At 65.9% G+C, this 24,045-nt stretch carries 27 protein-coding genes; 16 read left to right on the forward strand and 11 right to left on the reverse strand.

Translation table 11 applies throughout. The features are described 5' to 3' along the window. The 5 genes from VGL85_RS09205 to VGL85_RS09220 all read left to right on the forward strand — a co-directional run. Positions 1–395 (forward strand): hypothetical protein (locus VGL85_RS09205; protein WP_331588321.1); only part of this gene is annotated, 395 nt, incomplete at its 5' end. A gap of 335 nt (positions 396–730) precedes the next feature. After that, positions 731–1,624 carry an ABC transporter substrate-binding protein gene (locus VGL85_RS09210; protein ID WP_331588323.1) on the forward strand — a complete coding sequence of 298 codons (894 nt, stop codon included), beginning with the start codon at positions 731–733 and terminating at the stop codon, positions 1,622–1,624. After that, positions 1,625–3,097, forward strand: a complete 1,473-nt coding sequence (locus VGL85_RS09215; protein WP_331588325.1) for a hypothetical protein — start codon at positions 1,625–1,627, stop codon at positions 3,095–3,097. After that, complete coding sequence (locus tag VGL85_RS22155) at positions 3,090–3,818, forward strand: ATP-binding cassette domain-containing protein (protein ID WP_414695213.1); 729 nt, start codon at positions 3,090–3,092, stop codon at positions 3,816–3,818. The genes VGL85_RS09215 and VGL85_RS22155 overlap by 8 nt, the downstream gene beginning before the upstream one ends. Continuing rightward, positions 3,809–4,648 carry an ABC transporter permease gene (locus VGL85_RS09220; RefSeq protein ID WP_331588327.1) on the forward strand — a complete coding sequence of 280 codons (840 nt, stop codon included), beginning with the start codon at positions 3,809–3,811 and terminating at the stop codon, positions 4,646–4,648. Before VGL85_RS22155 ends, VGL85_RS09220 begins: the two co-directional genes overlap by 10 nt. Before the next feature lie 311 nt (positions 4,649–4,959). Here VGL85_RS09220 and VGL85_RS09225 read toward each other — a convergent pair whose 3' ends face one another. From VGL85_RS09225 to VGL85_RS09240, 4 genes are all read right to left on the reverse strand, one after another. Next, positions 4,960–5,859: a plasmid partitioning protein RepB C-terminal domain-containing protein gene (locus tag VGL85_RS09225; protein ID WP_331588329.1), complete on the reverse strand. Its 900-nt coding sequence runs from the start codon at positions 5,857–5,859 to the stop codon at positions 4,960–4,962. Continuing rightward, on the reverse strand, positions 5,849–6,742 hold the full coding sequence (locus VGL85_RS09230; RefSeq protein WP_331588331.1) for a plasmid partitioning protein RepB C-terminal domain-containing protein: 894 nt from the start codon (positions 6,740–6,742) through the stop codon (positions 5,849–5,851). The genes VGL85_RS09225 and VGL85_RS09230 overlap by 11 nt, the downstream gene beginning before the upstream one ends. Then, complete coding sequence (locus VGL85_RS09235; protein ID WP_331588333.1) at positions 6,739–8,304, reverse strand: recombinase family protein; 1,566 nt, start codon at positions 8,302–8,304, stop codon at positions 6,739–6,741. The genes VGL85_RS09230 and VGL85_RS09235 overlap by 4 nt, the downstream gene beginning before the upstream one ends. A gap of 519 nt (positions 8,305–8,823) precedes the next feature. Continuing rightward, positions 8,824–10,347: a hypothetical protein gene (locus VGL85_RS09240; protein ID WP_331588335.1), complete on the reverse strand. Its 1,524-nt coding sequence runs from the start codon at positions 10,345–10,347 to the stop codon at positions 8,824–8,826. Positions 10,348–10,669: 322 nt separating this feature from the next. On the opposite strand from VGL85_RS09240, the gene VGL85_RS09245 reads away from it, so the two are divergent. The 3 genes from VGL85_RS09245 (at position 10,670) to VGL85_RS09255 (ending at position 12,267) form a co-directional block, all read left to right on the forward strand. Further along, positions 10,670–11,185 carry a phage tail fiber protein gene (locus VGL85_RS09245; RefSeq protein ID WP_331588337.1) on the forward strand — a complete coding sequence of 172 codons (516 nt, stop codon included), beginning with the start codon at positions 10,670–10,672 and terminating at the stop codon, positions 11,183–11,185. Between the two features lie 487 nt (positions 11,186–11,672). Beyond that, positions 11,673–11,909, forward strand: a complete 237-nt coding sequence (locus VGL85_RS09250) for a hypothetical protein (protein WP_331588339.1) — start codon at positions 11,673–11,675, stop codon at positions 11,907–11,909. A 91-nt stretch (positions 11,910–12,000) separates the two neighbouring features. After that, the gene (locus tag VGL85_RS09255; RefSeq protein ID WP_331588341.1) at positions 12,001–12,267 is read left to right on the forward strand and encodes a hypothetical protein; all 267 of its coding nucleotides are present in this window, start codon (positions 12,001–12,003) and stop codon (positions 12,265–12,267) included. 10 nt (positions 12,268–12,277) lie between these two features. On the opposite strand, the gene VGL85_RS09260 is transcribed toward VGL85_RS09255, so the two are convergent. Next, entirely contained in the window at positions 12,278–13,204 is a 927-nt protein-coding gene (locus VGL85_RS09260) for a pyridoxal-phosphate dependent enzyme (RefSeq protein WP_331588343.1), read from the reverse strand. 53 nt (positions 13,205–13,257) lie between these two features. Between VGL85_RS09260 and VGL85_RS09265 the strand changes: the two genes are divergently transcribed. The 3 genes from VGL85_RS09265 (at position 13,258) to VGL85_RS09275 (ending at position 15,201) form a co-directional block, all read left to right on the forward strand. Further along, positions 13,258–14,331, forward strand: coding sequence for a hypothetical protein (locus tag VGL85_RS09265; protein ID WP_331588346.1), 1,074 nt, complete (start codon positions 13,258–13,260; stop codon positions 14,329–14,331). Continuing rightward, on the forward strand, positions 14,321–14,788 hold the full coding sequence (locus tag VGL85_RS09270) for an NUDIX domain-containing protein (protein WP_331588348.1): 468 nt from the start codon (positions 14,321–14,323) through the stop codon (positions 14,786–14,788). The genes VGL85_RS09265 and VGL85_RS09270 overlap by 11 nt, the downstream gene beginning before the upstream one ends. 155 nt (positions 14,789–14,943) lie before the next feature. After that, positions 14,944–15,201: a DUF6356 family protein gene (locus VGL85_RS09275; protein WP_331588350.1), complete on the forward strand. Its 258-nt coding sequence runs from the start codon at positions 14,944–14,946 to the stop codon at positions 15,199–15,201. A gap of 47 nt (positions 15,202–15,248) precedes the next feature. On the opposite strand, the gene VGL85_RS09280 is transcribed toward VGL85_RS09275, so the two are convergent. Then, positions 15,249–17,399, reverse strand: a complete 2,151-nt coding sequence (locus VGL85_RS09280; protein WP_331588352.1) for a M13 family metallopeptidase — start codon at positions 17,397–17,399, stop codon at positions 15,249–15,251. 126 nt (positions 17,400–17,525) lie between these two features. Further along, positions 17,526–18,020 carry a pyridoxamine 5'-phosphate oxidase family protein gene (locus tag VGL85_RS09285; RefSeq protein ID WP_331588354.1) on the reverse strand — a complete coding sequence of 165 codons (495 nt, stop codon included), beginning with the start codon at positions 18,018–18,020 and terminating at the stop codon, positions 17,526–17,528. Positions 18,021–18,313: 293 nt separating this feature from the next. On the opposite strand from VGL85_RS09285, the gene VGL85_RS09290 reads away from it, so the two are divergent. The 3 genes from VGL85_RS09290 (at position 18,314) to VGL85_RS09300 (ending at position 19,938) form a co-directional block, all read left to right on the forward strand. Further along, a complete protein-coding gene (locus VGL85_RS09290; protein ID WP_331588356.1) occupies positions 18,314–18,847 on the forward strand; it encodes a thioredoxin family protein in 534 nt (177 codons plus the stop codon). Positions 18,848–18,944: 97 nt separating this feature from the next. Then, the gene (locus VGL85_RS09295) at positions 18,945–19,145 is read left to right on the forward strand and encodes a hypothetical protein (RefSeq protein ID WP_331588358.1); all 201 of its coding nucleotides are present in this window, start codon (positions 18,945–18,947) and stop codon (positions 19,143–19,145) included. Next, entirely contained in the window at positions 19,138–19,938 is an 801-nt protein-coding gene (locus VGL85_RS09300) for a hypothetical protein (RefSeq protein ID WP_331588359.1), read from the forward strand. The genes VGL85_RS09295 and VGL85_RS09300 overlap by 8 nt, the downstream gene beginning before the upstream one ends. A 27-nt stretch (positions 19,939–19,965) precedes the next feature. On the opposite strand, the gene VGL85_RS09305 is transcribed toward VGL85_RS09300, so the two are convergent. The 3 genes from VGL85_RS09305 to VGL85_RS09315 are packed head-to-tail and all read right to left on the reverse strand — an operon-like array spanning position 19,966 to position 21,191. Further along, positions 19,966–20,250, reverse strand: coding sequence for a hypothetical protein (locus VGL85_RS09305; RefSeq protein WP_331588361.1), 285 nt, complete (start codon positions 20,248–20,250; stop codon positions 19,966–19,968). Positions 20,251–20,284: 34 nt separating this feature from the next. Continuing rightward, positions 20,285–20,659, reverse strand: a complete 375-nt coding sequence (locus tag VGL85_RS09310) for a cupredoxin domain-containing protein (RefSeq protein WP_331588363.1) — start codon at positions 20,657–20,659, stop codon at positions 20,285–20,287. 16 nt (positions 20,660–20,675) lie between these two features. After that, positions 20,676–21,191, reverse strand: coding sequence for a DUF4142 domain-containing protein (locus VGL85_RS09315; RefSeq protein WP_331588365.1), 516 nt, complete (start codon positions 21,189–21,191; stop codon positions 20,676–20,678). 119 nt (positions 21,192–21,310) lie between these two features. Between VGL85_RS09315 and VGL85_RS09320 the strand changes: the two genes are divergently transcribed. Both VGL85_RS09320 and VGL85_RS09325 read left to right on the forward strand, forming a co-directional pair. Continuing rightward, entirely contained in the window at positions 21,311–22,012 is a 702-nt protein-coding gene (locus VGL85_RS09320) for an RNA polymerase sigma factor (RefSeq protein WP_331588367.1), read from the forward strand. A 50-nt stretch (positions 22,013–22,062) separates the two neighbouring features. Next, positions 22,063–22,323: a hypothetical protein gene (locus VGL85_RS09325; protein WP_331588370.1), complete on the forward strand. Its 261-nt coding sequence runs from the start codon at positions 22,063–22,065 to the stop codon at positions 22,321–22,323. A gap of 41 nt (positions 22,324–22,364) precedes the next feature. Here the strand turns inward: VGL85_RS09325 and VGL85_RS09330 are convergent, their stop codons facing one another. Next, positions 22,365–24,032 (reverse strand): amidohydrolase, encoded by a 1,668-nt coding sequence (locus VGL85_RS09330; RefSeq protein WP_331588372.1) that lies wholly within the window; start codon positions 24,030–24,032, stop codon positions 22,365–22,367. Between the last annotated feature and the right edge of the window lie 13 nt (positions 24,033–24,045).

Raw genomic sequence — 24,045 nt, forward strand, 5'->3', positions numbered from 1 at the left:
CAATCATCGTGTCGCCTGCGGAGGTTTATGATCGCTGTTTCAACAACCGCCCTGAACAGAAGATCCCAGACATTACGATCTCCTGCCAAGTCGCCGCCGACCTGATCGGCGCCACCCAGCAATTCATCTCGGCTGCTGCAAAGTCAGGCTATCTCGCCGGGCAAGTGGGACCTCGAAATTCCGCGCTCACGCTCGCGGGAGTCCGCGATTTCCTGCGCCTCTATGTTCTGCCGGACGAACTGGGTGAACTGTTGGGTGAGGCCAAATTTGGGGCGGGTCTTCGACTGCAGCGAGACCACGTCACGCCGGCGGTCATCATCAATCGCTGTCGTGTCTGGCTACGATCCGATGTCGAATGCTGGCTTCAGAGCCAACCGGAGCCGTACCAGTCCTAGCTAGTTTCGTTCGCTTGGCGCCGTCTCGATAGTCTTCGCAAAGTCTGCACTGCGCCAGGAACAGTCACTGAGACAACTCTAGCAGCCCAACATTCGGCGAGCGAACGAGGGTCGATGCCGGAGGGCTCGCCCTCTTCCCGCGCAGGTTGCCCGATCGCAAAACTATTCACCTCGGTTTAGTCGTAGCGAACTACCGGGTAAGTCGATAACGTCGCTATGCAACCGTGGGGGTGGGTGCGTTGAAGCCACGTTCAATCGCTATCGTTTGCCTCTTTGCAGGCGCTTTGGCCGCGGGTGCCTGGTGGCTATCGGGACATCGTCAGGCCTCAGCGCAATTGACCACCGTCCGCGTTGCTCAGACGGGTGACTTTCCACTCTACGCCGGCTTGTACGTGGCCAAGGATGCAGGGCTCTTCGCGAAACATGGCCTAGACGTTTCGATCACGAGCACCGGCGGCGACGAGAAGTCGGCTGCGGCCGTGATCTCGCACCATGCCGAGTTCGCGATCGGGGATCCCACGTTCGCCGCCATCGCCAACCAGCGTGGCCAGAATTTGAAGTTCGTCGCCAGTGTCGTCGACGGCGCGCCGTTCTGGGGGATTACCTTCAAGTCCACCGTCGCGGACTCCTACGCACGAAAGGGCCTTGCCGGCTTGCGCGTTGTGACTTTCCCCGCCCCCTCCACCGCCTACGCGCTGCAGCGCGAGATGTTCCTCAGCCAAAAGCTCCAGCCCAACATTCAAGAAGGAGCCTTCGGCAGTGTTGAAGGCGTGTTGGAAGCGGGACGGGCAGACATCGCACTAGAGCTTGAGCCGAACGTGTCCATGGCAACGGCGCGTGGAGGCCGGGTGCTTTATTCCATGGCCCAGAGAGCTGGTCCATTCGCCGTGACCGGCGTGGTTGTGGACGGCAATTGGGCAAGGTCGCACGCCTCGATCATTGGCGCGTTTTGCGCTTCGCTTGACGAAGCATTTCGGATCATCCGGTCCGACCAGGGGCGAACAAACGCCATCCTCGTCAAGAGATTTCCGACCGTTCCCGCGCCTGTGATGCAAGCGGCGCTGTCCCGGTCCGTTTCGGAGGGGGTGATCCCATCCACATCAGCGATCGATTCCGCAGGGTGGGACAACGCGCTCCGCCTGAGGGCCGCCGTCGGCGACGTAGCGAGCGTAAGTGCTGGCCGCGCCGCCGCGGACGCGAGCTATTGCGGCTCCAAGAAGGCCCTCTGAATGCTTACGTTCAAGGTATGGCTGGCGACCGATACGCTTCTCTACCTCCCGATCTACGCCCTCGCCGATTTGGGGATACTTGCCCGCGTTGCCCCCACCGCTGGCCTGGGCACTGAGGTCGCAATCGAGATCCGGACCGCCCCTGGTGAGGGTGACCGGGCAGCCATCAGTCACATGCTCAAGCAAAGCGAGGCCGCTTCAGAATCGGAGATTCACATCGCGGTTTGCGATCCGCTTGCGGCGTGGCACGTCGACAAATCCGGAAAATCCGCGGTGCTGATGGGTGCATTCATCAAGCGTCCGACGTTCTGGGTCCTTGGGCGCGATGTCTCGGCTGGACACGAGAACATCGATCACAAGTGGGTCTACTACGAGGAGAAGTTCGTCACCGGAAACTACCTCGGCAAGATACTTGCCGCGGAACTAGATGAACCCTTCCGCCAGCGTTGCTCGATGGGGGATGAATTCAAGTACTTCCAGGAGGCGGAGGCCGTTCCGGGGACCCTTCGGGTGTTAACCGCCGACATCCATGGGATGGTTCTGTGCCAGCAGGCAGACCCATCGGTACACGTCAAAGACAAATTGATGGACGACCCCCGCTTTTCTCATTTTCTCACAACGGGCATCCTGACTCATCGTCGGCACTACAAGCAGCAAGCGAAGGCAATGTCGGTCTTCATGGAGGCCGTGCGTTCGTCGTGCGTACTGCTACGAACGGCGGAGCAACCTGCCGCTGCGCTAATCCGCCAGTTGCTGGAGCGCGGCTCTGAAACGAAGCCCGCGCTGGACGACGACGTGACTGCAAAAATTTCCAAGGAAACCATTGCTAATCGTGTGGCCGCAAGACTGTTCGACGATCGAGTCTATAGCGAAAGCCTTGACGTGGAATTCCAGGATTGGGCCAACGCCGTACACGCGGGATCGTGGAAAGACAAAAAGGCGGCGCAGAAGCTCTTTTACAAGATCTACGAACCACGAGAGGCCAACCGCCTAACCGGAGAGTGGCTGATCAAATCCTTCAAGGACTACGGGCGGTTCGTCAGAGAGGCACGTGCGCTCCGAGGCGGCGTGGCTGCCGCACTGGCGGCATTGGCGACGTCACAAATCGCGCTCTCAATGATGGAACGGGAGGTGCCGGCGCATAAAGGTCCTCTCGGTGCGACCACTTGGGTCTACCTACTCTCGGTGATGCTGGCGGCCGGCGCTCTCTGTTGGGTCACGGTGAGCATTACGATGGTGAAAAGCCGTTTCCTGCTGCCCCTCCAGCGGTTCCTCTCTGCGGACGAGGACGCAACGCGGGGACTTGTGACATCCGTTGCTATGGGCTTCTTGGCAGTGGTGACGCTGTGGGCGGGAGAGAAATTCTTCAAGCTCCGTATCATGGAAGATCACGTGATCCTTTGGGCGATTCCCATCCTCACGGGAGCTGCAGACTATGTCTACAAGCTGATACGCAAATCCCGGAATGCTTGAGTTTCAGAATATAAATATCGGATACCTTTTGGACTCAGAGTTCTTGCCTGTAATCGCCCAGCTATCGCTGCGCGTTTGCCCAGGAGATGTTGTTGGGCTGATTGGGCCCAGCGGATCAGGTAAGAGCACTGTCTTGAAATGTGCAGCGGGGCTTCTGGTGGCAAACCGGGGCCAAGTCTGTATTTCGGACCAGGTCTGGTACATGCCCCAGGCGCCGGCGCTACTTCCGTTCCGCACTGCACTCCAGAATGTCCTCCTCGGCGTCGAGTTTGACCGAAGATTGCGGGCGGCGGATGTTGAGCGAGGCCGCCAGGCACTATCTGCTGTCGGTCTTCAAGCCAGCCTGGGCCGGAGACCTTCGCAACTATCCGGTGGCATGCGCCGTCGCGTCGCCGTTGTTCAGGCCCTGGTGAGCGGCCGCAAACTCGTCGTACTAGACGAACCCATGGCCGAACTAGACCTTGGGGCTCGTAAGGCGATTGAGATGGCCATCGGTGAAGTCGCAAATGAAGGGCGCGCCTGCCTATTCGCTTCTCACGAAATCGACTCCGTCGCGGCCGTCGCGACGCAGGTCGTTGTTCTCGAAGGAGAGAGACCCGCCAAGGCCGTCCTCCACGATCTAAGCGTGGACTTCCCACCTGGCTTGTCTGCCCTGGAGCGACGCTCGCATCCCCGGTTTACCGATGTCGTTGCCCGACTGCAGCGAGAGGCGTGGCGGTGACCAAAAGCGACCTCAAATGGCGGGTCTTCCTGGTCGCAGCGACGCTCATGTTGATCTTCGCATTCATGGTGTGGTGGGAGTGGTCGAGCAGCCAGTCCAGCAGCGTACGATTCTTCTTTTCATCGCCGACGGCCGTGGCGCGGTCGGCCGCAGAGCGCTGGAGGAGCGGGGAACTCCCCAAGGACTTCTGGTGGAGCGCCAAGGCGACAGTATTGGGTCTGTTGATTGGTGCCATCATCGGCGCGGCGACAGGATCGGTTGGCCTCCTGCTCACCAGGGTGAAACCCATCGTCCGGAGCCTCGTTGCGGCGCTTACTGCGCTTCCGATCCTGGCTGTGTCGCCGATGTTCTTGGTCTGGTTCGGAACGGATTTGGAACTCAAGATCGCGATCGGTGCCATTCTGTCCGGATTGGTTTTTGCGGCCAATGTCCTTGGCGTTGATGATCTCGTGGATCCATCATGGGGGGAATACCTACGGGGCAGTCGGATCCCCAAGATCCCGACGCTCGCAAAGGTCGTCCTCCCGCTTGGGACGGAGCAGGTGTTGGCCGGATTTCCAGCGGCCGCGAACGCGGCATTCCTTGGTGTCTTTGTCGGGGAGTTTGTCGCGGCGGATCACGGGCTGGGCTATCGAATTCTCAAGGAGGGCGGCACGTTCAAGATCGACGTCGTGCTGGCGGAAACCGTCGCGGCCCTGGTGCTTTTGCTTGGGCTTCAGATCATAGTCCACTTGCTTCGCACACTTGTAGTTTGGGTCGTGCAGAGACTGTCCATTGATCCGCTATGCCGGACTCCAATCATCGTTTTCGGCCGGACAATTGGCGTTTAATGCGGCCGGTGGTTCTTGCTGACGCCTCCATCACTTCGCAGCGCCCATGAGTCCGCCGGCTGACCTAGGCAAAGCGCGCTGAGGGGCAGCCCTTCGGGCTCAGCTAGACAGGGACTTGAATTCGCCGTCGTCGGGCTGGCCGTTCCCGGCCAGCCCGCAGTCGGCCTGATGACGGCCGACCTAGCGGGCTCTGAACGGGGTCGCCGCCGTTCCCGCCACCGCCCTTGATCCGCCCCACGCGGCGGCTTCTCCAACGGTCCCGGCGCTTATCGGGTCCCGGTCCCCTTCAACTGTTCCGTAGCTCCGAGATCTCATGCCGCCGCGGCGGTGGTTTGATCCAGCGAGGCAGCGGCTATGACGGATCGAAAGTTGTCCAAGACTTCTGGGTGGTGGTTGGCCAGGAACCTCTCGATCTCTGGCTTGGATACCAGCCGTTCGATGAAACCCGCGGCGATCACGAGCACCAACATGTCATCGCCGTAGGAAGCCTCCAGCTCACGATAGTCGTTGGAGACGGACGCCATTTCTCTCTCCAGCCGCGCCATCTGTTCGGAGGTCAGGCCCGTAGCCTTCTTCAATTCGTCCGGCCGCAAAAGGTCGGCGGGCTTCGTGGTCGCGAGCAGGGCTCGGGCGTAGTTGGAGCTGTAGTTGTTGGCCGACACCATGAGTTCGGCGACCTCCAATTGGCGGATTGGTTTCATCTTCCGCAGGCGTTGCAGGGCGTGGTGGCCGACGGGCTTGTCCTTGAGGAGCTCAGCGACTTCAGGACTGATACCGGCCAGCAGGTGTCGTCGCTGGCGGATGACTTTGACGTCGACATCTAGAGCTCGCGCCAGCTTTTCCTCTGACACGCCGCGATCCAGCGCCCGGACGATCATGTAGTGCTCTTGGATCGTGGCCAGCCGGTTCACCCGCTTGTTGTAGGTGAACCCCTCATCGTCATCGGCGATGAGACATCGGGCCTCCGACGAGCCCTGATCGCGCAGCGCGCTAAAGCGGACGTGACCATCCAAGAGCATGTATGGCCCGCCGGCCTTTGAGCGCGCGACGACCAGCGGCTCGATTAGACCGAGCGCGGCGACCGATGCGGCGATCCGCTTGTATTTGGCGGACTCCTTCAGCGCGGGCGGCAACATCTTCGAGGGAAGGATGTCGTTGAGCCGCAAGATATGAACCTGACGTTCAAATGCGATTTTCACCTCATCGGCCATGGCTCGCCCCGCCCATGCCGATCCGCTCTGCAAGCGCCGTCGGTAGCGACTGCAGGCCTTCCGCTCGCAGCAGGGTCACGAAGTGATCGTCCTCCAGGAGCTTCTTCATCGCGCTCGTGACGAAGAGCAGGCGACTGCGGGTGAGCGAAGCGCGTTTGACGAGCTGGCGTTGGCGCTCGGTTTCTCGCTGATAGGCGCGGATCAGCGCCTCGGACGTCACGCGCCGGGTGGATCGTTGCGGGCCGCCGCGCTGGCGCAAACCCTTACCGCTGGTGTTGCGCTGTTCGATGATCTGCCGGATCGCCAGGACCTGGTTGCCGGGCAGCGCCTTTTCTTCGTAGGCCTGTGCCAAGGCTTGCTGGACTTCCCCCTCCTTTGCCTTGGCGATCTCCATGGCGATCGTGTGGGGGATCACGCCGCGTTCGACGGCGTTGATCAGCTTTTCCTCTCCATTTTCAAGAAGATAGCAAATGGCGTAGACGTACTCTCGGGTGAAATCGACCTTGGCCGCGATGTCACTGTGGCTGTAGCCACGCTCACGAAGGGCGCCGATCGCGCGCACCAGTTCCAGCGGGGAGTGTTGGCGGCGCGCAAGGTTCTCGACCAAGCTCATCACGAAGCAGTCGTCCTCGGTCGCGTCGATGACGATGGCTGGAATCTCGGCTTGTCCGAGAGCGATGAACGCTTCGAGCCGACCTTGCCCACAGGCTAAGTCATAGCGCGCGCGGCCAGGTCTCTGGCTGACCGTGATCGGCTTCTTCAGGCCCAGATGGGCAATGCTGGTCACCAGCTCTTGGAACACCCGCTTGTTGCGGACACGTGGGTTCAGGACGGTGATTGCGTCCACGGGCACCATGCGGATTTCGGGGGCTTCCTGGGTCATGCGGCGCGTAGCCGAGTGCGGCGCGTCAGGTCGAAGAAGGCATCCAAGGTCTCGAACCTGTAGGCGTCGAGCAGGATTCCGTTCTCCGGCGCCAGGCGCAGATTTGGCGACGTCCCGACATCGAGCCAGGGCAGAAGGTAGTAGTCGCGGACGGCGATGTTGTTGCCGTCCATGCGCACGGCGATGGTGATGTCTGGCCTAAGGCCGTTATCCAGCCGCACCTTCCATCGGCGTCCGCCGGCGGGTGTCGTGTGGCAACGCACGATCACCACGGACGCGGAAAACTCTTCATTGATCCGGAGGAGGTCGGAAATCGGATCACGAAGGACCTGTCCGCCCGCAGCGCCGATGTCGGTCACGACCTGATTGACGACCTCGGGATGGAGGGCGCGCAGCGCACGGTTGGTTTCGATGTAGCGAAAGTCTCGGCCAGGGGAGTAGCCAACGAGCTGATAGGCGCGGACCAGGCTGCCGAACCGATGCCGGAACGTCGAGCTCGACGGCATGTCTTCGATCTCGTCGATCACCAGTCCAGACAGCCAGCCCTTCTTCGCGAGCAGGGCCGAGAGATGATCCAGAAGATCCTGGTCACTGAACCGTCGGCTGCGATCCTGGATGATCCGCTGCGCCGCCTCGAAGAAGTCTGGCTCAACGATGCCTTCGAAGGCGCCGTCCGCCCTAACCCAGGCCTTGGGCGCATTCACGACGCGCTTGGTCTTCAGCTTGAATGAGACGCGGTTGTAGACGTTGTTGCCCACGTACTTCTCATTGGTCAGGACTTGATGGACGACACCGCGCGTCCACGGCCGACCAAGATCGCTGAGAACGCCCTCGCCATTTAAGGCCGCGGCGATCTCAGCCTCAGAGCGCTGCTGGACCACGAACATGCGGTAGAGGCGTCGGACGATCTCGATCTCCTGCGGCGGCCCGGGGACCAGGATCACCCGATCGGTCTGCAAGCTCTTGTGCTCGCCGCGGGCCAGCTCGGCTTTTGGCGTGCGATTTTCGTCGACGAGCTGGCGGCGCAGCCCATAGCCAGCAGGCCCGCCTTGTCGGAAGCCTAGGGTGATCAGGCGGCATTGCCCGGTGAAGACCTTGACCGAAAGCTCCCGGCTGTACTCACCAGCCATGGCGCGCTTCAGGCTCTTGATGAGCGTCGCGCCGATGCTGCCATCGTTCTCAAACTGCTCGGCGCAGTAATGGACGTCGATGCCGGCGGCGCGACAGATGAACTCGTAGTGGGCGGGCTCGTCTGCGTCCTGGAAGCGACCCCAACGACTGACGTCATAGACCAGGATGGCGGTGTAGTCGGCTGTGCCGCCGTTGACGTCCGCGATCAATCGCTGAAGCGACTGCCTGCCATCTAAGCGCAGGCCGCTTTTCCCCGCATCTTCGTACGTTCGGACGATCTCAAAACCGCGCTCGGCCGCATACTTAGCGATGACGTCCGCCTGGTTCTCGGTCGAGTATTTTTGATGCTCTGTGCTCATGCGCACGTATTGAGCGGCGCGGATCAATTTCCGCCCGGCGTCACCGCCTTCGATGGGGACGACTGCCTGCATTTGAAACGCCAAGATCGATCTTGGCTGAGGGGCCAAGATGCCAAGGAGCGGTCAGCCTATGGCGACAAAACAGGAAAGTCGTTTCACAAATTGGACTGAACTTTTCAGTCCAAAAAAGGAAAATCTTTTCACGTCGAGCGGGTGAATATTATGCGGCCATTCGCTGAAACGATCGCCACGGCGATGCAAGCCGAGTGGGGTACGACGCCATCGGCTCGAAAGGAGGTAGGTCGGATCACCAAGGCCAACGAACGGGCGGTCCGAAATTGGTTCGAGGGAAAGAATGGTCCAAGCGGAGAGAACCTGGTGCTCCTGATCCGTCACTCCGACGCGGTACTAGAGACGGTCCTGGAGCTCTCAGGGCGCCAGGCGCTGATGCCGGCGGCGCGAATGCTTGGGATTAGGGATCGCCTCAAGGAGGTGGTGGATGCGATCGACGGCCTTCAGCCGCACTAGGATCCGCCTATGTACTTGGCCGCTCGTGCGGCGGCTTCGAAACTGGGCGCGCCGAAAGCGCGTTCACGAGCGCGTATTGGTGAGATGCCTTCCAACATGAGCGACGATAAGCTTGCCTCGCGCCTGATCCGGCAGGAAGTGGATCGAAGCGCAAGTGTCGGCCGCGCCGGCGCCGAGTGTCACGTGCCACTCGAACAAGCGGGGTTCGCCGTCGTAGGTGAAAGTGTAGTCCGCGCCCCACTTTCCCTTTGACGTCTGCGAGATGAAATTGCTGACGCGCTTCCCAAGTCCCGCCTCCTTCAACATCTGGCGTAGGTCCGCACCCCCCTGGTTGCGCCCCCAGACTTCCGCGACCTTGTTCATCATCGAAAGTGCCTCGTAGACTTCGCCCGGCCGCTTGAATGGCGACGCTTCAGCAGAGGACCGGCAGCTATCGAGGAAGAGTAGGCGCGGGCAGTCCTCGATGGCGAATTCCACGGCCTCTGAAACAGTGGTCGGCTGCCTTGCAACCGACACCTCATCCTCGTCTTCTTGCTCCTCCGACTGTGCGGAGAAAGCGAACAGTACGCTCTGATTAGCCCGCAGGTTTTCGTTTTCGGCGTTGAGCGCGTTGAGTTCGGAAAGAGCCGTGTCCAACTTGTCGGACATCTCAAGCGCGTACTGTTCCCAACTAGTGTCGCCTTGCCCCACTGCCTCGTGGGCTCGTTCGGCCCGCAGGGCCGCCTCGCTCCTGGCGATGATCGCGCCGATCCTCGCGTCGGGAGCGAAACGGAAAGCCGCGACCGAGAATATCGAGCGCTCAACCCGGCGCGCAGCGTGCTCGGGGCCGAGCATGGCAATGCGCGAGCCCAGCAACAGGGGATGGCGACGCAGATCGTCGCCCTTCCGAAAGCCGGGCCAGTAGATTCGCACGCCGCCGTGGTAGCAGCCGAGCCGATCGAGCCGCTCGGAAAGAGCCCGAGTCGTGTCCGGAGTGTCTGCCTCTGTGACAATAGCTACGCCGGCTAGGTGGTCAGCGAGCGAGCGGGCATCGAGGTCGCAGGGCTCCCCGTTTGCGAACGGCGTGAGCAGCACTATCGGTAGTCGGCGCTCTTCGGCCTCAAGAAGGCCGACAAACTGATCCACCCCCTCTGCCTGCAACGGGTACACGGCGGCACGCACATGCATGTCGCCGACAAGCACGTCTTGCTGGCAGATGGTACGAACGACCGCCGGAGCGCCCACCGAATAGCCAGCGGGCGTGACCAGATATTCGACCGAGGTGATCTCCACGCGATGCTCGACCGCGCAGCGATCGGCTATCTGAGCCGTACGCACTAAGTTGCGCCAGACAAGACCCTGTTCTCCAGGGAACGACCATTCTATTTCCGTCGCGATGCCATCCGCATCATGCCGGCGTATGGCGAGCAGGTGCCCATCAGGCAGTCGCCCCGAGACCTCCCCCGTGGCTAGGTCGGGGCTGACTGACGTCTGGAAGGACTTGCGATAACGCTCGGAAATCCAGCGCTGATACCGGGACCGAACCGTCGTGTCCCAGGCACCTTGGCCGGGGACATCAAACCTGCATCCGTAGACCAACCGCCCCACGCCGCGTCCCCCTTCCTGGCAGGCTATAGCTGGAGTGCCGGCACGCCAAGCGGGATGCAGCCAGCGCCGGCAAACCGTGTGTTGTCCCGAGCCGCGCCTCGCCCCCGCACTTCGAGTCCCGCCCGCCGACGCCTCAAAACCCCATATTTCTTGACTTTCCAGCCGTCCTGTGGGACATAACAAGTACAGTCATGGCCCGGGGGGTCAGGCTGTTTCCCCGCCCATCTCGACCTAGCGGCTCCGCACCTGCGGACGATCTGTGTCTGAAGGGTTTCCCATCCACCACAGAAGCGCCGGTCACTGCCGGCGATCGGACATCACCATGCTTTTCTATACAGGTTCCGGCCGCGCGGGCGGCGGCGGACCTCACTTGCCCCCTCAAAGCGGTCGACCCACGTATCACCAAATCGGACCGTTCAACGCCATCCTGGCGCCGACGCTTGCACAAAAGACCGCTCCGGAAATTCCGACCAATCTGCAGGTGGCGCTCCTCGTGAAGGCGCCCAATCCCGACGGCGACTTCTACGAGGAGCTCTCGGCCGAGGGCTATGAGCGCCAGCCGATCACGCGCGTCGCCCATGACTCGCAGTTCGACGCCAATGCCGAGGCCGTCGCCTTCAATGTCTCTGGCGGCGCCGAAGTGGGGCACGTCGGCCTCTTCGACCTCGAAGGGAAGCTGCGCTTCTACGGTCGTTTGGTGGGGCAGATGACGCGGACGGCGGTGCCGTGCGATTTCGTCTTCCACTCCAGGAGTCTGAAGCTGAAGCGGATCCAACTCACCCGCACCGACGGCCCGCGGCCGCAGCTAGGCGGTGGGCCCCTCTGGAAGCGGAGTTAGCAAGCCCGCGCGACACGATGTCTGCATGGTCAGGACTGAGCGTCTTCGTCCCGGACGTGCTCGGGGCGAACCGTCGCGTTTCGCCAAGCTAGGCGTTGACCGAGTTCGGAGGCTTGAGGCACGACGTCGTGCAACGCCTTCGGCCTCGTCTTGGAGGGAGATCCCCACCGCGATGGCCGGCGTCAAGGGTGGCAAAATGAACTTCTCAGCGCGCATGAATAGGCCAAAGCTTTCAGGTACTTAGATCAGCACCGGAGTCACGCTTTCGAAATTGGAGTCAAATCGCCCGAAATCGTGAGTCAAATCGGGAATTCCTCCGGAAGAAAAATCCTTACTTTACAGATCCCTAGCGGATCGACTGTGAATCAAGGCTTCCGAAATCCGACAAACAACCCTTAGCTGCAAGCCCGTAGGGATTCGACCCGAATTTCCGGGCTCTCGCCCACGGCCTAGCCTCAGGGTTAACGAACCCCAGGGAGGCTTACCGATGTCCGTCGCTTTCGCCCCGCAACCCGCCCTCGCCCTCGTGTCGCGCACCGAGGTGCGGCCGGGCGCGCCCGCCAGCTATCTGATGCTGTCGCCCACCGGCGCGGCCGGCTGGACCCACGATCCGGCCGCCGCCACGCCCTTCGCCTCCATGCGCGAGGCGATGCGCCAGGCCATGCGCCTGCCGGCTGCGATGAAGGCCTACGGCCTGCCGCATCGCGGGGAGATGCTGCACTAGCGCAACCGGCCCGGGGCAATCGGCCGCCGCCATGGAACCTCCAGGTCCCGAACCCACTATTCTAGGTTGGGGCCAGGGCATGGAGTTCCCGATGAGTAACGATGAAGCCATCATGGCGCCGGATCCCGCGCGCCCGGTGGAGGGCATCGCCGCCAAGCTTGGCCAGTTGTCGGACACCACGGGACAGCCCATCGACGCCGCCGATCGCATCCATTTCGTGCGATGCCCCGACTGCGGCCAAGGCATCGACCGTCGCGACATCAGCCAGTTCATGCATCACGCCCGGCCGGACCACGAGCCGCTGCGCACCTTCAGCCAAGGTGAGCCGCCCCGGCGCGGACAGCGCAAACGCGGCTGAATCCCGACGTCTAGATCCCGAACCGGGCCTTCCAGCCGGCCAGCTTCTCCAGGCTGACCGCCACCCCGCCGCAGGCGATCACCGCCACCCGGCCGAAGGGCTGCAGCGCCGGGTGGTCGTCGTAGGCCACGCTGAGCGCGGCCCCGCAGGCGGGCTCCACCAGGCACTGGTGGTCGTCGGCGAACCTGAGGCAGCCCCGCACGGCGTCGGCGTCGGAGACCACCACCGGGACGATCGGCCGCCGCTTCGCCCAGGCCAGGGCCTCGCCCGTCACCCGCTTGGCGCCCAGGGTGGTGGCGATGGTCTCGATCTTCTTCAGGGTGATGAGCTCGCCTGCCGCCACGGCGCCGGCGAAGGACGCCGCGCCCTCGGTCTCCACCGCGAGGATGACGGTGTCCCTCCAGCCCTGCCGCTCCAGCCCTTCGGCCACGCCGCACAGCAGGCCCGCGCCGCCCACCGCCACCACCACCGCGTCCGGCGCCGGACCTGCGGCCGCGATCTCGTCGATCATGCTGGCGTGGCCCTCCCACAGCAGCGGATGGTCGAACGGCGGCACATAGGCCGCCTGGCCGCGCTCGACGATCTCGCGGGCCAGGGCGTCGGCGTCGTCCCAGGCCGCGCCGTGGGTCAGCACCTCGGCGCCCAGGCCGGCGATCTTGTCGCGCATGTCCTGGGCGGTGGAGGACGGCGTCACCACCGTCACGGGCAGGCCCAGCGCGCGCCCGGCATAGGCCGCCGCATAGCCCGCATTGCCGCCGGACGAGGAGACGAAGGCCGTCGCGCCCTCCGCCGCCAGCCGCTGGCACAGGTGGCCGACACCGCGGATCTTGAACGAGCCGATCGGCTGGTAGGCGTCCATCTTCACCCAGGTTTCGCGCCCGGTTCCCGGCAGGCCCCGGTGCGGCCAATAGGGGGTGACCTGGTGCAGGGGCGACAAGCGGTGGTCCTCGGGTTGGCGCGAAGGCTCAGGCGGTATCAGATACGGGCCGCATGGTCCGCCGACTAGCCCTGCCGCCGATGCTTCGCGCCCTCGCCTTCTGGGCGGTCCTGGCGCCCTGGGCCGCGACGCCGGCCCACGCCCAGGCGCCGCGCAGCGAAGTCCCGATCATCGAGCAGGTGCTGTCCAACGGCGCGCACCGCTACGCCATCCCGGTGCAGGTGGGCGAGACCCGCCTGCTCGCCAGCCTCGACACCGGATCCACCGGCCTGCGCATCCTGCCGGGCGTGCTGAAACGCACCGACGCGCGGCCCAGCGACGACCCGGAGACCTACGGCTACGCCTCCGGCTCTCGCTACGAAGGCGTGGCGACCGAGGCGGTGCTGACCATCGGAGCCTTGAAAGGGACGTCCACCATCCACCTGATCCGCACCATCGGCTGCTATGCCTACCTGCCGCGCTGCCCGGCCTCGCGCACCACGCTGGAGAAGTACGGCATCGCCTCCGACGGCCTGCCGAACGAGGGCTTCAAGGCGATCGTCGGCATCGACATGGCGAGCGGCAAGGTCGGCAACCCGCTGCGCGCGCTGGGCGTGCGCCGCTGGATCGTCGAGCTGCCCCGGCCGGGCGAGGGGACCGGGCGGCTGATCCTCAACCCGGCGGACGAGGAGGCCCAGGGCTTCGCCGTCTCGCCGCTGGCCGCGCCCTACGCCCACGAGCGCGGCGGCGGCCTGCACGACGCGGTGCCCGGCTGCCTGACCCACCGCGAGACGCACGACCGGGCCTGCGGGGTGGTGCTGCTCGACACCGGCTCCTTCTTCATCTCGGTGCTGAACGCGCGGCTGGATGCGCCCTGGCCCGACGGCTCGACGGCGGACCTCGACCTCTTCGACGCCCAGGGCCAGGTGGCGACCCACATCCCCTTCGTGCTGGGCGACCGCGTCCTGGCGACGCGCTTCAACGCGCGGCGCGAAACCCATGCCTACGGCGTGGTGATCCTGGCCGGCGTCGCCCCCTACTTCCGCTATTCGGTGCTCTACGATTCGCGCCGCGCGACGATCGGGCTGAAGCCGCGGCCGCCCTTCGCCGCGCCGGGCCAGGCCGCCAGGGCCTCCGATGGCGGCTGAGATCAGCGCCGGCGTCCTGGCGTGGCGGCGCACGGCCGCGGGCGATGTCGAGTTCCTGCTGGTCCATCCGGGCGGGCCGTTCTGGGCGAAGAAGGACGAAGCCGCCTGGTCGATCCCCAAGGGCCTGGTCGAGGCGGGCGAGGCCGACTGGGACGCCGCGCGCCGCGAGTTCGCCGAGGAAGTGGGCCAGGCGGTGGACGGCGAGGGCCAGCCGCTGACCCCCTGCAAGACCGCCGCGGGCAAGACCGTCATCGCCTTCCTGGTCCAGGCGGACCTCGACGTGAACCTTGTCCGCAGCAACAGCTTTCAGATGGAGTGGCCGCCGCGTTCAGGCCGGATGGCCAGCTTCCCGGAGGTCGACCGCGCCCAGTGGTTCGATCCGAAAACGGCGCTCTGGAAGGTCCACAAGGGCCAGCGGCCGATTCTCTCCGAGGCGATTTCGCAGCTTAAGGCCTAGTTAATACATGCGATCTGGAGAACATGATTCTCCGAATAAGTGGGATTGAGGAATTTTATATTCTCATCGAGCCCCGCGCGTCCGCAATCGGACAATGATTTTCTCCCCGTCTGCGCGATCATCATGGCCGAGTTCCGACGCAGGGGTCCACCGCCATGTTCCGCGCCTTCACCGAGCATCCGGAGTCGGTCGGCGAGACCTATTTCGAGCACATGGGCACGGCCTCCTGGTTCGCCATGAACATGGCGGTGGCCGCCTTCGCCTGCGCGGTCCACGCGATCCTGCCCTTCGCCTTCCAGAAGACCGGCAGCCAGCGGATCAAGCTGCTGCACGAGCGCATGGTCACCAACCGCCACCGCGCTCCGCAACGGCCCGAAGCCCAGGGCTTCCTGGGCTACGCCGAAGGGATCTGAGCTGAACACCCTCTCCGAAATGGGGAGGCCATCTTCGAGCTAGGCGATCACCAGATCCTGACCCGCTGATCCGGCGCCACGTACAGCTTCTCGCCCGGCTTCACGTCGAAGGCCGAATACCAGCCGTCGATGTTGCGGATGGTGCCGTTCACCCGATAGACGGCCGGCGAATGCGGGTCGGTGTGCAGCCGCTGGCGCAGGGTCTCGTCGCGGATCTTCTCGCGCCACACCTGGGCCCAGCCCAGGAAGACCCGCTGGTCGCCGGTCAGGCCGTCGATCACCGGCGCGGGCTTGCCGTGCAGGCTGGCGTGATAGGCGTCGAGCGCCAGGCTGACGCCGCCCATGTCGCCGATGTTCTCGCCCATGGTCAGCTGGCCGATCACATGCTCGCCCGGCAGCGGCGAGAACGCCGAATACTGGGCGTCCAGGCGGTCGGTCTGGACCTTGAATTTCGCCGCGTCGGCCGGGCTCCACCAGTCGGTCAGCACGCCGTCGCCGTTGGACTTGCGGCCCTGGTCGTCGAAGCCGTGGCTGGTCTCATGGCCGATCACGCCGCCAATGCCGCCGTAGTTGATCGCCGCGTCGGCGTTGGGGTCGAAGAACGGCGGCTGCAGGATCGCGGCCGGGAAGACGATCTCGTTGTTCACCGAGTTGTAGTAGGCGTTCACCGTCTGGGGCGTCATGCCCCACTCGGACTTGTCCACCGGCCCGTTCAGGCGCGCGACCTCGCGGCGCCACTCGAAGGCCCCGGACCGCTGGCGGTTGCCGTAGAGATCGTCGGGCTTCAGCACCAGCTTGGAATAGTCGCGCCATTTGGCGGGATAGCCGATCTTCACCGTGAACTTCGACAGCTTCTCCAGCGCCTTGGCGCGGGTGGCGTCGCCCATCCAGTTCAGCTTCTGGATCCGCGCCTCCAGCGCGGTATGGATGTCGCCCACCAGGGCGTCCATCTTCGCCTTGGAGGCGGGCGGGAACCAGCGGGCCACATAGACCCGGCCGACGGACTCGCCGATGGTCTGGTTCGTGAACGCCACCGCCCGCTTCCAGCGCGGCTGCTGCTCGGGCTGGCCGGCCAGGGTCTTGTTGCGGAACTCATAGCGGGCGTCGACGAACGGCTTGGACAGATAGGCCGCGGCGCTGTCGGCCACGTGGAACGCCTGCCAGGCCTTCAGCGTGTCGAGCGGGGTGTCGGCATAGATCTTCGCCACCTTCGGGAAGGCGGTGTTGGTGGAGACGATCACCCGGTTCACGCCCGGCAGGTCGGCGCCCGCCAGGTACTTCGCCCAGCCGACGCCGGGGGCCAGGGTGTCCAGTTCCGCCGGCGTCATGGGGTTGTAGGTCTTGTCGCGGTCGCGCCGCTGCACCCGCGTCCAGGAGGCTTCGGCGAGCTGGGTCTCGAAATCGACCACCGCCTTGGCGTTCTCGGCCGGCTTCGGCCAGCCGGAGAGCGTCAGGAGCTGCGCCACATAGGCCTGGTACTTGGCTTTCTGCGGGGCGAAGGAGGCCTGCAGGTAGTAGTCGCGGTCGGGCAGGCCCAGGCCGCCGTTGGCCGCCTGCACGGCGTATTTCTTTGGGCTCTTGGCGTCGATGGTGATGCCGACCGGGAAGATGGTGTCGAAGCCGGTCTCGTTGGCCTTGGCCATCAGGGCGGTGAACCCCGCCTTGCTCTTCACCGCCTTGATCTGCGCCAGCTCCGGCTGGATCGGCTTGGCGCCCAGCTTGTCGGCGAGCGCCTCGTCCATGAAGGAGGCGTAGGCCGCGCCGATCTTGGCGCCGTCCTTGTCCGCGAGCTTGCCTTGGGCGGCCTCGATGGCGATCTCGTGGACGCGGGCCTCCGACAGCACCGACAGCTTGTCGAAGTTGCCGAAGCGGGTGAGGTCGGACGGGATCTGTGTGCGCGCCGACCATTTGCCGTTGGCGTAGTCGAAGAAGTCGTCGCCGGGCCTGACGGCGGTGTCCATGCCGGTGGTGTCGAAGCCCCAGGTCCCATAGTGCGGCGGGGCCAGGTCGGTGGCGGGAACCGGCGCTTCGCCCGTGCCGTGCGGCCGCGTCGCCTGGGTCGTGGTGCGCATGTGGGTCTTGGCCGGATCCGGCTTCTGGCTCGCGCCGACGGCTTGCCCGGCGACAAGGGCCGGCCCCACGCAAAGCGCGCAGACCGCGGCGGCGGACAGCAGGATGTTTCGGCGAGCGGGGGTCATGGACGTCTCTCTGATGCACGAATAGGGGCGGGCAGGTTCGATCCTGCTCTGGCATCGCAAGAAACGGGCAATTCTGTTGCCGCGCAAGGGCGCGTGGCGGTTTGGCGCGGACCGTCCGCTCGCGGCCTAATGCAGGGTGGCGTGCCGCCCGCCGCCGACGTCCATCACCTGCGGCGCGCCGGCCGTCCAGGCGATCTCCCAGGCGATCTTGGTCAGGCCCACGCCGGCGACCCAGACCTCGGCGTCGACGCAGTCCATCCGCACGAGGGTGAGCTTGGGGTCGTGCAGGCCCTCGGGCAGCCAGGCGGCCGTCATCGGGTTCCACAGCCGCGACATCCGCCGCCGGTCGTCGACCAGGTGCAGGGCCCCGGAGATCGAGGCCATCATCTCGTCGTCCTGGAAGACGAAGGCGCAGCTCGCGCCCTCGCCCACCTCGCGGACCAGGTCGTTCTCGCGGCTGGCGATGAACCACAGCCGTTTGCGGCGGCGCTCGACGGAGGCAAGCATCGGCTGGGCGTGCAGGCCTGATTTCGTGAGGCTGAGCATGCCCGCGCGGCGGCGTTCGATGGCGTCCCACAGCTGCCGCTGCGTGGCGTCCAGATCGATCCAGACCTTGCTCATGGCTCCCCCCGAAGTCCAAAGCCCCGCCCGGACCGCCTCTCCGCGTCCCGGAACGTCCCCCATCCGGCGCCGGACGTATCGGAAGGCGTGTCGCCACACCTTCTGGCACGTTCAACGCCAGAATTGGCGCGCAACCTAGACCCCTCGTGGCGAGGCTTCAAACACAGTCGCTTAAGGGGCGAGAACCACTGAACATGTTCTGTGAAATGACGATCTCGCGGCTGGGCTTGAGCCGGGTCGGAAGGGCCCGTAAGTCTGGCCTGGGCCGCTGAAACCGCTGAGGGATTCCGCCGATGATCCGCCCGTTTCCCCTGCTGTCCGGCGCCCTGCTGTCCGGCGCCGTGCTGGGAATGGCCCTGTTCGCTGCGCCGGCCTCGGCCGCCCAGGCCCCGAAGCTCACCATCGAGAGCTTCGCCGAACTCAAGGGCCCGATCGTCTATCCCTATGACGAGACCGCCGACGCCAACAAGGCGGTGGCCCGCGCCAAGGCCCGGGCGAGGGCGCGCCATAAGCTGCTGCTGGTCGACCTGGGCGGCAACTGGTGCGCCGACTGCCTGTCGATGACCATCGACCAGCAACCGGCGCTGAAGGCGTTCATCGACCGGCGATACGAGGTGGTGCTGGTGGACGTCGGCCGCTTCGACCGGAACCTGCAGATTCCGGCCCACTGGGGCGTCACCGAGCGGCTGGATGGCGTGCCGGCTTTCCTGGTGGTCGACCCGCGGACCGACAGGCTGCTCGACAAGGGCCATGTCTCGGCGATCGAGGACGTCCGTCACATGACGCCGCAGGCGATGGCCGACTGGCTGGCGCAATGGCCGAAGTAGCCCGCGCCCGCCGCGCTCGTCTGTAGGCAAGCCTGCTTGCCCGTCCAGGCGCCCTGTGTCGTGATGTCGAAGACCATCGAGGTGGAGGGATGCGGGCATGAAGCGACCCCTGCGACCCAATGAGCGCGGCATCCTCATCATCGGCGCCGTCGTCGTGCTGGTGGGCGCGCTGCGCCTCAGCGTGCGCGCGCCGGACCCGCTGATGGAGATCGCCGTCTTCCTGGGCGCGGGCCTGCTGCTGCTCGCCGGCTTCGCCTGGGCCTGGACCCATGGACTGTTCGGAGGCTCCGATGATTGAGTTCAGCGATGTCCGCAGCGAGGACGGCGTCACCCGCCGCTCGTTCAGCATCGACGTGGCCGGCGAGACCGTGCCGGCGGTGCTCTGGGCGCCGGACGGCGCGGAAGGCCCGCGGCCATTGGTGCTGATGGGCCACGGCGGCTCGCAGCACAAGAAGACGCCCGGCATCCGCGCCCGAGCGGCGCAGTACGCCCAGCGCCTCGGCTACGCGACCCTCGCCGTCGACGCCCCGGGGCACGGGGACCGCATCAGCCGCGAGGAGGCTGAGGCCAATATGCGTGAGGTCGGCGCCCGGGTCACCGGCCAGGTCGCGAGCCCCTGGACGCCGGAGCGCCTGGCTCTGATGGCCGAGCGGACCCGCCAGGCCGTGCTGGAATGGAAGGCCGCGCTGGACGCCGTCCAGACCCTGGACTTCATCGGCGACGCCGGCCCGGTCGGCTACTGGGGCGTCTCGATGGGCACGGCCATCGGCGTGCCGTTCGTGGCCGCCGAGCCGCGCATCGGCTGCGCCGTCCTGGGCCTGGCCGGCCTGCGCCCCGGCGCGCGCGAGATGGAGGCCGCGGCGAACGCCATCACCTGCCCGGTGGAGTTCGTCTTCCAGTGGGAGGACGCCGTGGCGTCGCGTGAGCATGGCCTGGCGTTGTTCAACGCCCTGGGCTCGAGGGAAAAGACCCTGCACGCCAATCCCGGCGGCCACATGGAGATTCCCAACTTCGAGGGTGCGAGCTGGGAGCGGTTCTTCAAGCGCCACCTGAGCGACGGGGCCAGGGCCGAGGCGCTCGCCGCCGCCTGACCCAGAACCCAACTCGCGCGGCCGCGATCAGCCGGTCAGCCAGCGGCGGGGATGACGCCAGCCCAGTTCGCGCACCTCGCCGGCCGCGAGGCCCAGAATCCGCATCTTCATCGGTGTCAGGGCGCGGATCGCCGCGACCGGCTCCTGGCCCTCGATCGGGCTTTCCGCCACCCGCCCGGCGCGGCCCGCCCAGTCGACGGCGGTCCATTCGCACTTGCCCTGGTCCTCGTGGCCGACGGCGAAGTAGTGGCGCAGCGGCCTGGGCTCGCCTGGCGGCTGCACCATCACCGCGATCAACCAGCCGCCCGCCATCCGCGCCTCCGTCTGCGCGGCAGGCTTAGCGGGCCTATTTGCTGACGACCAGGGTCCCGGTCATTCCGGGATGATAGCGGCAGTAGAAGGGGAAGACGCCCGGCCGGATGAAGGTCATGCGCATCCGCGCCTTGGGCTTCAGCTCGACGTTGAAGCTGGTGTCCCTGGCGGTAGCCGAGTGCAGGAAGATGTCGTTGTTGTCCCACTCGATGGTGTCGCCGACCTTCACGTGGGCCGGCGCCGGGCCGAACTTCATGTTGTCGAGGGTGATCACATAAAGGGCCGGCTTCCCGGCCGCGGCGGCGTGTGGCTTGGCCAGGGGCGCGGCGGCCGGAGCGGTGGCTAGGGCCGCTCCGGCCAGGATGGCCACCGCAACCCTGTTGCAGAAGGGGCGGGTGCTGGAGGTCATCCTATTCGCGTCCGCCCTACTTCAGGGTCGCGGCCAGATGCTCGGCGTGCATCTGGTGTTCCTTGAACAGCGTCAGGCCGGTCTGCAGCAGGCTCTTCAGCTCGGCGTTCTTGGCGTTGGGGATCAGGGTGTTCGCCAGGGCGCCGTTGACCGTCTTGTGGTAGGCGACCTCGTTGGCGACATAGGCCTTGTCGAAGGCCTTGCCGTTCAGGGCCGAGAGTTCCTTCAGCTTCGCGGCGGCGGCCTTGGAAAGGCTCTGGCTGGTGGGGTTGTCCTGCGGGGTCACGCCCAGCTTCTTCACCAGCGCCAGCGCCTTGTCGTTCACCGCGGTGTGGTCGCGCACCATCTCGTTGGCGAAGTCGAGCACCGCCTTGTCGTGCGACTTGGCGATCGCCTGCTTGCCGGCGGCGATGTCGATGTTGCCGGCCGTGTAGGCGATGTGGGCGATCTGGGCGTCGTTCGGCGCCTGGGCCAGCGCAGCGCCGGCGACGCTCAGGCTGAGCGCGGCGGCGAAGGCGAGGGTCTTCAGCATGGTCTTTCCTCCCGTTGAGACTGCCCTTTGGATGAGTCTCGCCCGCCGAGGTTCCCGTGCGTAACCGGGAACCTCGCATCGCCCCGGCCATCCAAGGGATGTAGGATCGGAAGGACGCCATGGCCGCGCTGCACGCCCTAGATCATCAGAGGCTTCCGGAAGCCCGGCTCGTGGAGCTGGCGCGCGGCGGCGACCGCGACGCCTTCCGCGCCATCATGACCCGCTGCAACCAGCGCCTGTTCCGCGTCGCGCGCGCCGTGGTGCGCGACGAGGCCGAGGCCGAGGACGTGCTGCAGGAAGCCTATGCCCGGGCCTTCGCCGCCATCGCCGGCTTCCGCGGCGAGGCGGGGGTGGCCACCTGGCTCACCCGCATCGTGCTCAACGAGGCCCACGGCCGCCTGCGCAAGCGCCGCCCCGTGGTCGACCTCGAGGCGCTGGAGACCGGCGGGGCCGAGGTGCTGGCCTTTCCGGGCCTGGTCCGGCGCGAGGACCCCGAGGCCGACGCCGCCCGCGCCCAGATCCGCCGCCTGCTGGAACGCGCCGTCGACGACCTGCCCGAGCCGTTCCGCCTGGTGTTCATCCTGCGCGAGATCGAGGAGCTCAGCGTCGAGGAGACCGCCCGCCACCTGGGCGTCAAGGTCGATACGGTGAAGACCCGTCTGCATCGCGCCCGGCTGCGCCTGCGCCAGGCGTTGGACGCCCAGCTCGCCGACGTCATGGTCGGCGCCTATCCCTTCCTGGGCGCCCGCTGCGCGCGCATCACCGAGGCGGTGCTGGCCAGGCTCGACGCTTGCGGCGCGCTTCCGCCTGCGGGAGGTTGAAGGCGGGCCGCTCTGTCCTTAGGCTAGCGGTCTGTTTTTAGGAGCACCCAATGGCTGACGAAACCGACGGCCCGCGCGCCAAGCCGCACCAGAAGGACAAGGGCACGGTCGTGAACACCGCCTTTGGCGAGAAGATGACCGGTCACCTCTCCGACATCGCCGACGGCGACGACGTCCGCAGCCGGGCGCCCGCCGCCCACGACGGCACGGCCCGGCCGGGCCAGGTCGACAAGGGCAAGGTCGTCAACACCGCCTTCGGTGAAAAGATGACCGGCCACCTCTCCGACATCGCCGACGGCGACGACAAGTAAGAACGGACGCCCTTCTTCTCCCGCAGGGGGAGAAGGGGGGCTCACCGCTTATCGTAGACCACCTGGCCGTCGACCACGGTCAGCACCGCGTGGCCCTTGGGGATCTCCGCCTCGGGCGCGGTCATCAGGTCCACCGAGAACCCAGAGAGGTCGGCGCGCTTGCCGACGCTGATCGTCCCCAGGTCGTTTTCCGCGAACCGCGCATAGGCCGCCGAGGCGGTGAACAGCTTCAGCGCCTGGGCGCGGGAAAGCTTCTCCTCCGGATGCCAGTCGGCGTCGGAATAGCCCTTCAGGTCCTTGCGCGCGACGGCGGCGTAGAACTCGATCAGCGGCGCGCCACGTTCCACCGGCGCGTCGGAGCCGCCCACCACCACCGCCCCCGATTTCAGCAGGCTCTGCCAGGCGTAGGCCCCCTTCAGCCGCGCCGCGCCCAGGCGCGCCTTGGCGAAGTGGAAGTCGCCGATGGCGTGGCTGGGCTGCATGGAGGCGATCACGTGGTCGGCGTGGAAGCGCGGGATGTCGACGGGCCGCAGGATCTGGGCGTGCTCGATCCGCCAGCGGGCCGCCGCGCCTTTCGCGGGGTCGGCCTTGAACGCCTCCTCATAGAGGTCGAGCGCGGTGGCGTTGCCGCGGTCGCCGATGGCGTGGGTCGAGACCTGGAGGCCCGCCGCCAGCGCCTTCTTCAGCGCCTCGCGCATCACCGCCGGCTGGGTGATGAGGGTGCCGGTGATGGTGGGCGCGTCGGAATAGGGCGCGAACAACGCAGCCCCGCGGCTGCCCAGCGCGCCGTCCATGTAGAGCTTGATGCCGCGGGTGGTGATCCGCCCGTCCGCCGTCTGCCTGGGTCCGGAGGCGAACAGCGGCCCGGCGCCGGCGTAGTCCACCATGTTGTAGACCCGAAGCGTAGCCTCGCCGGCCTTGTCCATCTCTTCCAGCAGCGGCACGTCGGCCATGTTGACGCTCATGGAATGGACGCCGGTCCAGCCATAGGCGGTCTCGACCTTGAAGGCGGCGCGGAAGCGGGCGAGGCGGGACTCCCGCGTGGGCTTGGGCTCCAGCGCGCCGACCAGGGCCTTGGCGTTGTCCACCAGCATGCCGGTGGGCTGGCCGTCGGCGCCCTTCAGCACCTGGCCGCCGAACGGGTCCTTGGTTGAGGCGTCGATGTGGGCGGCCTTCAGCGCCGCGGAATTGGCGGTCAGCGCGTGGCCGTCGGCGCGGGTCAGGATCACCGGCTGGTCGGGGGCGACCTTGTCGATGTCCTCCTTCTGCAGGAAGCGATGCTCCGGCCAGCCGGTCTCGATCCAGCCGCGCCCGACGATGGTCCCGCTCGGATGGTGCTCGGCGATGTAGGCCTTGAGCCGCTCGCTTACCTCGGCCGCCGACTTCGAGCCCTCCAGGTTGAGCGTCAGCTCCCGGCCGCCGATGCCGTCCAGGTGGGCGTGGCTGTCGGTGAAGCCGGGGAACAGGGCCGCGCCCTTCAGGTCGACGACCTTGGTCTTGGGGCCGACCATCGCCTGGGCGCCCGCCTTTGCGCCCACATAGGCGATGCGCCCGGCCCGCACGGCGACCGCCTCGACCTTCGGCCGGGCGTCGACGGCCGTGTAGATCGGCCCGCCCCAGAGCACCAGGTCGGCGGGGGCCGTCGCGCCGGAGGCGGTGAGGGGCGCGGTGAGGACGAGGGCGGCGCAGAGGGGGAGCGTGAGCTTCATGCGGCCTAGCTAG

The sequence above is a fragment of the Phenylobacterium sp. genome, from assembly GCF_036501465.1.
Classification (GTDB): Bacteria; Pseudomonadota; Alphaproteobacteria; order Caulobacterales; family Caulobacteraceae; genus Phenylobacterium.

Excerpts from the sequence above, each read along its gene's own strand:
- VGL85_RS09300 (WP_331588359.1), top strand. The coding sequence starts at position 19,138 with ATGATTGAGTTCAGCGATGTCCGCAGCGAGGACGGCGTCACCCGCCGC.
- VGL85_RS09215 (WP_331588325.1), top strand. The coding sequence starts at position 1,625 with ATGCTTACGTTCAAGGTATGGCTGGCGACCGATACGCTTCTCTACCTC.
- VGL85_RS09265 (WP_331588346.1), top strand. The coding sequence starts at position 13,258 with ATGGTCCGCCGACTAGCCCTGCCGCCGATGCTTCGCGCCCTCGCCTTC.
- VGL85_RS22155 (WP_414695213.1), top strand. The coding sequence starts at position 3,090 with ATGCTTGAGTTTCAGAATATAAATATCGGATACCTTTTGGACTCAGAG.
- VGL85_RS09270 (WP_331588348.1), top strand. The coding sequence starts at position 14,321 with ATGGCGGCTGAGATCAGCGCCGGCGTCCTGGCGTGGCGGCGCACGGCC.
- VGL85_RS09290 (WP_331588356.1), top strand. The coding sequence starts at position 18,314 with ATGATCCGCCCGTTTCCCCTGCTGTCCGGCGCCCTGCTGTCCGGCGCC.
- VGL85_RS09315 (WP_331588365.1), bottom strand. The coding sequence starts at position 21,191 with ATGCTGAAGACCCTCGCCTTCGCCGCCGCGCTCAGCCTGAGCGTCGCC.
- VGL85_RS09255 (WP_331588341.1), top strand. The coding sequence starts at position 12,001 with ATGAGTAACGATGAAGCCATCATGGCGCCGGATCCCGCGCGCCCGGTG.
- VGL85_RS09230 (WP_331588331.1), bottom strand. The coding sequence starts at position 6,742 with ATGACCCAGGAAGCCCCCGAAATCCGCATGGTGCCCGTGGACGCAATC.
- VGL85_RS09275 (WP_331588350.1), top strand. The coding sequence starts at position 14,944 with ATGTTCCGCGCCTTCACCGAGCATCCGGAGTCGGTCGGCGAGACCTAT.
- VGL85_RS09250 (WP_331588339.1), top strand. The coding sequence starts at position 11,673 with ATGTCCGTCGCTTTCGCCCCGCAACCCGCCCTCGCCCTCGTGTCGCGC.
- VGL85_RS09295 (WP_331588358.1), top strand. The coding sequence starts at position 18,945 with ATGAAGCGACCCCTGCGACCCAATGAGCGCGGCATCCTCATCATCGGC.
- VGL85_RS09320 (WP_331588367.1), top strand. The coding sequence starts at position 21,311 with ATGGCCGCGCTGCACGCCCTAGATCATCAGAGGCTTCCGGAAGCCCGG.
- VGL85_RS09285 (WP_331588354.1), bottom strand. The coding sequence starts at position 18,020 with ATGAGCAAGGTCTGGATCGATCTGGACGCCACGCAGCGGCAGCTGTGG.
- VGL85_RS09325 (WP_331588370.1), top strand. The coding sequence starts at position 22,063 with ATGGCTGACGAAACCGACGGCCCGCGCGCCAAGCCGCACCAGAAGGAC.
- VGL85_RS09245 (WP_331588337.1), top strand. The coding sequence starts at position 10,670 with ATGCTTTTCTATACAGGTTCCGGCCGCGCGGGCGGCGGCGGACCTCAC.
- VGL85_RS09310 (WP_331588363.1), bottom strand. The coding sequence starts at position 20,659 with ATGACCTCCAGCACCCGCCCCTTCTGCAACAGGGTTGCGGTGGCCATC.
- VGL85_RS09330 (WP_331588372.1), bottom strand. The coding sequence starts at position 24,032 with ATGAAGCTCACGCTCCCCCTCTGCGCCGCCCTCGTCCTCACCGCGCCC.
- VGL85_RS09235 (WP_331588333.1), bottom strand. The coding sequence starts at position 8,304 with ATGCAGGCAGTCGTCCCCATCGAAGGCGGTGACGCCGGGCGGAAATTG.
- VGL85_RS09225 (WP_331588329.1), bottom strand. The coding sequence starts at position 5,859 with ATGGCCGATGAGGTGAAAATCGCATTTGAACGTCAGGTTCATATCTTG.
- VGL85_RS09305 (WP_331588361.1), bottom strand. The coding sequence starts at position 20,250 with ATGGCGGGCGGCTGGTTGATCGCGGTGATGGTGCAGCCGCCAGGCGAG.
- VGL85_RS09280 (WP_331588352.1), bottom strand. The coding sequence starts at position 17,399 with ATGACCCCCGCTCGCCGAAACATCCTGCTGTCCGCCGCCGCGGTCTGC.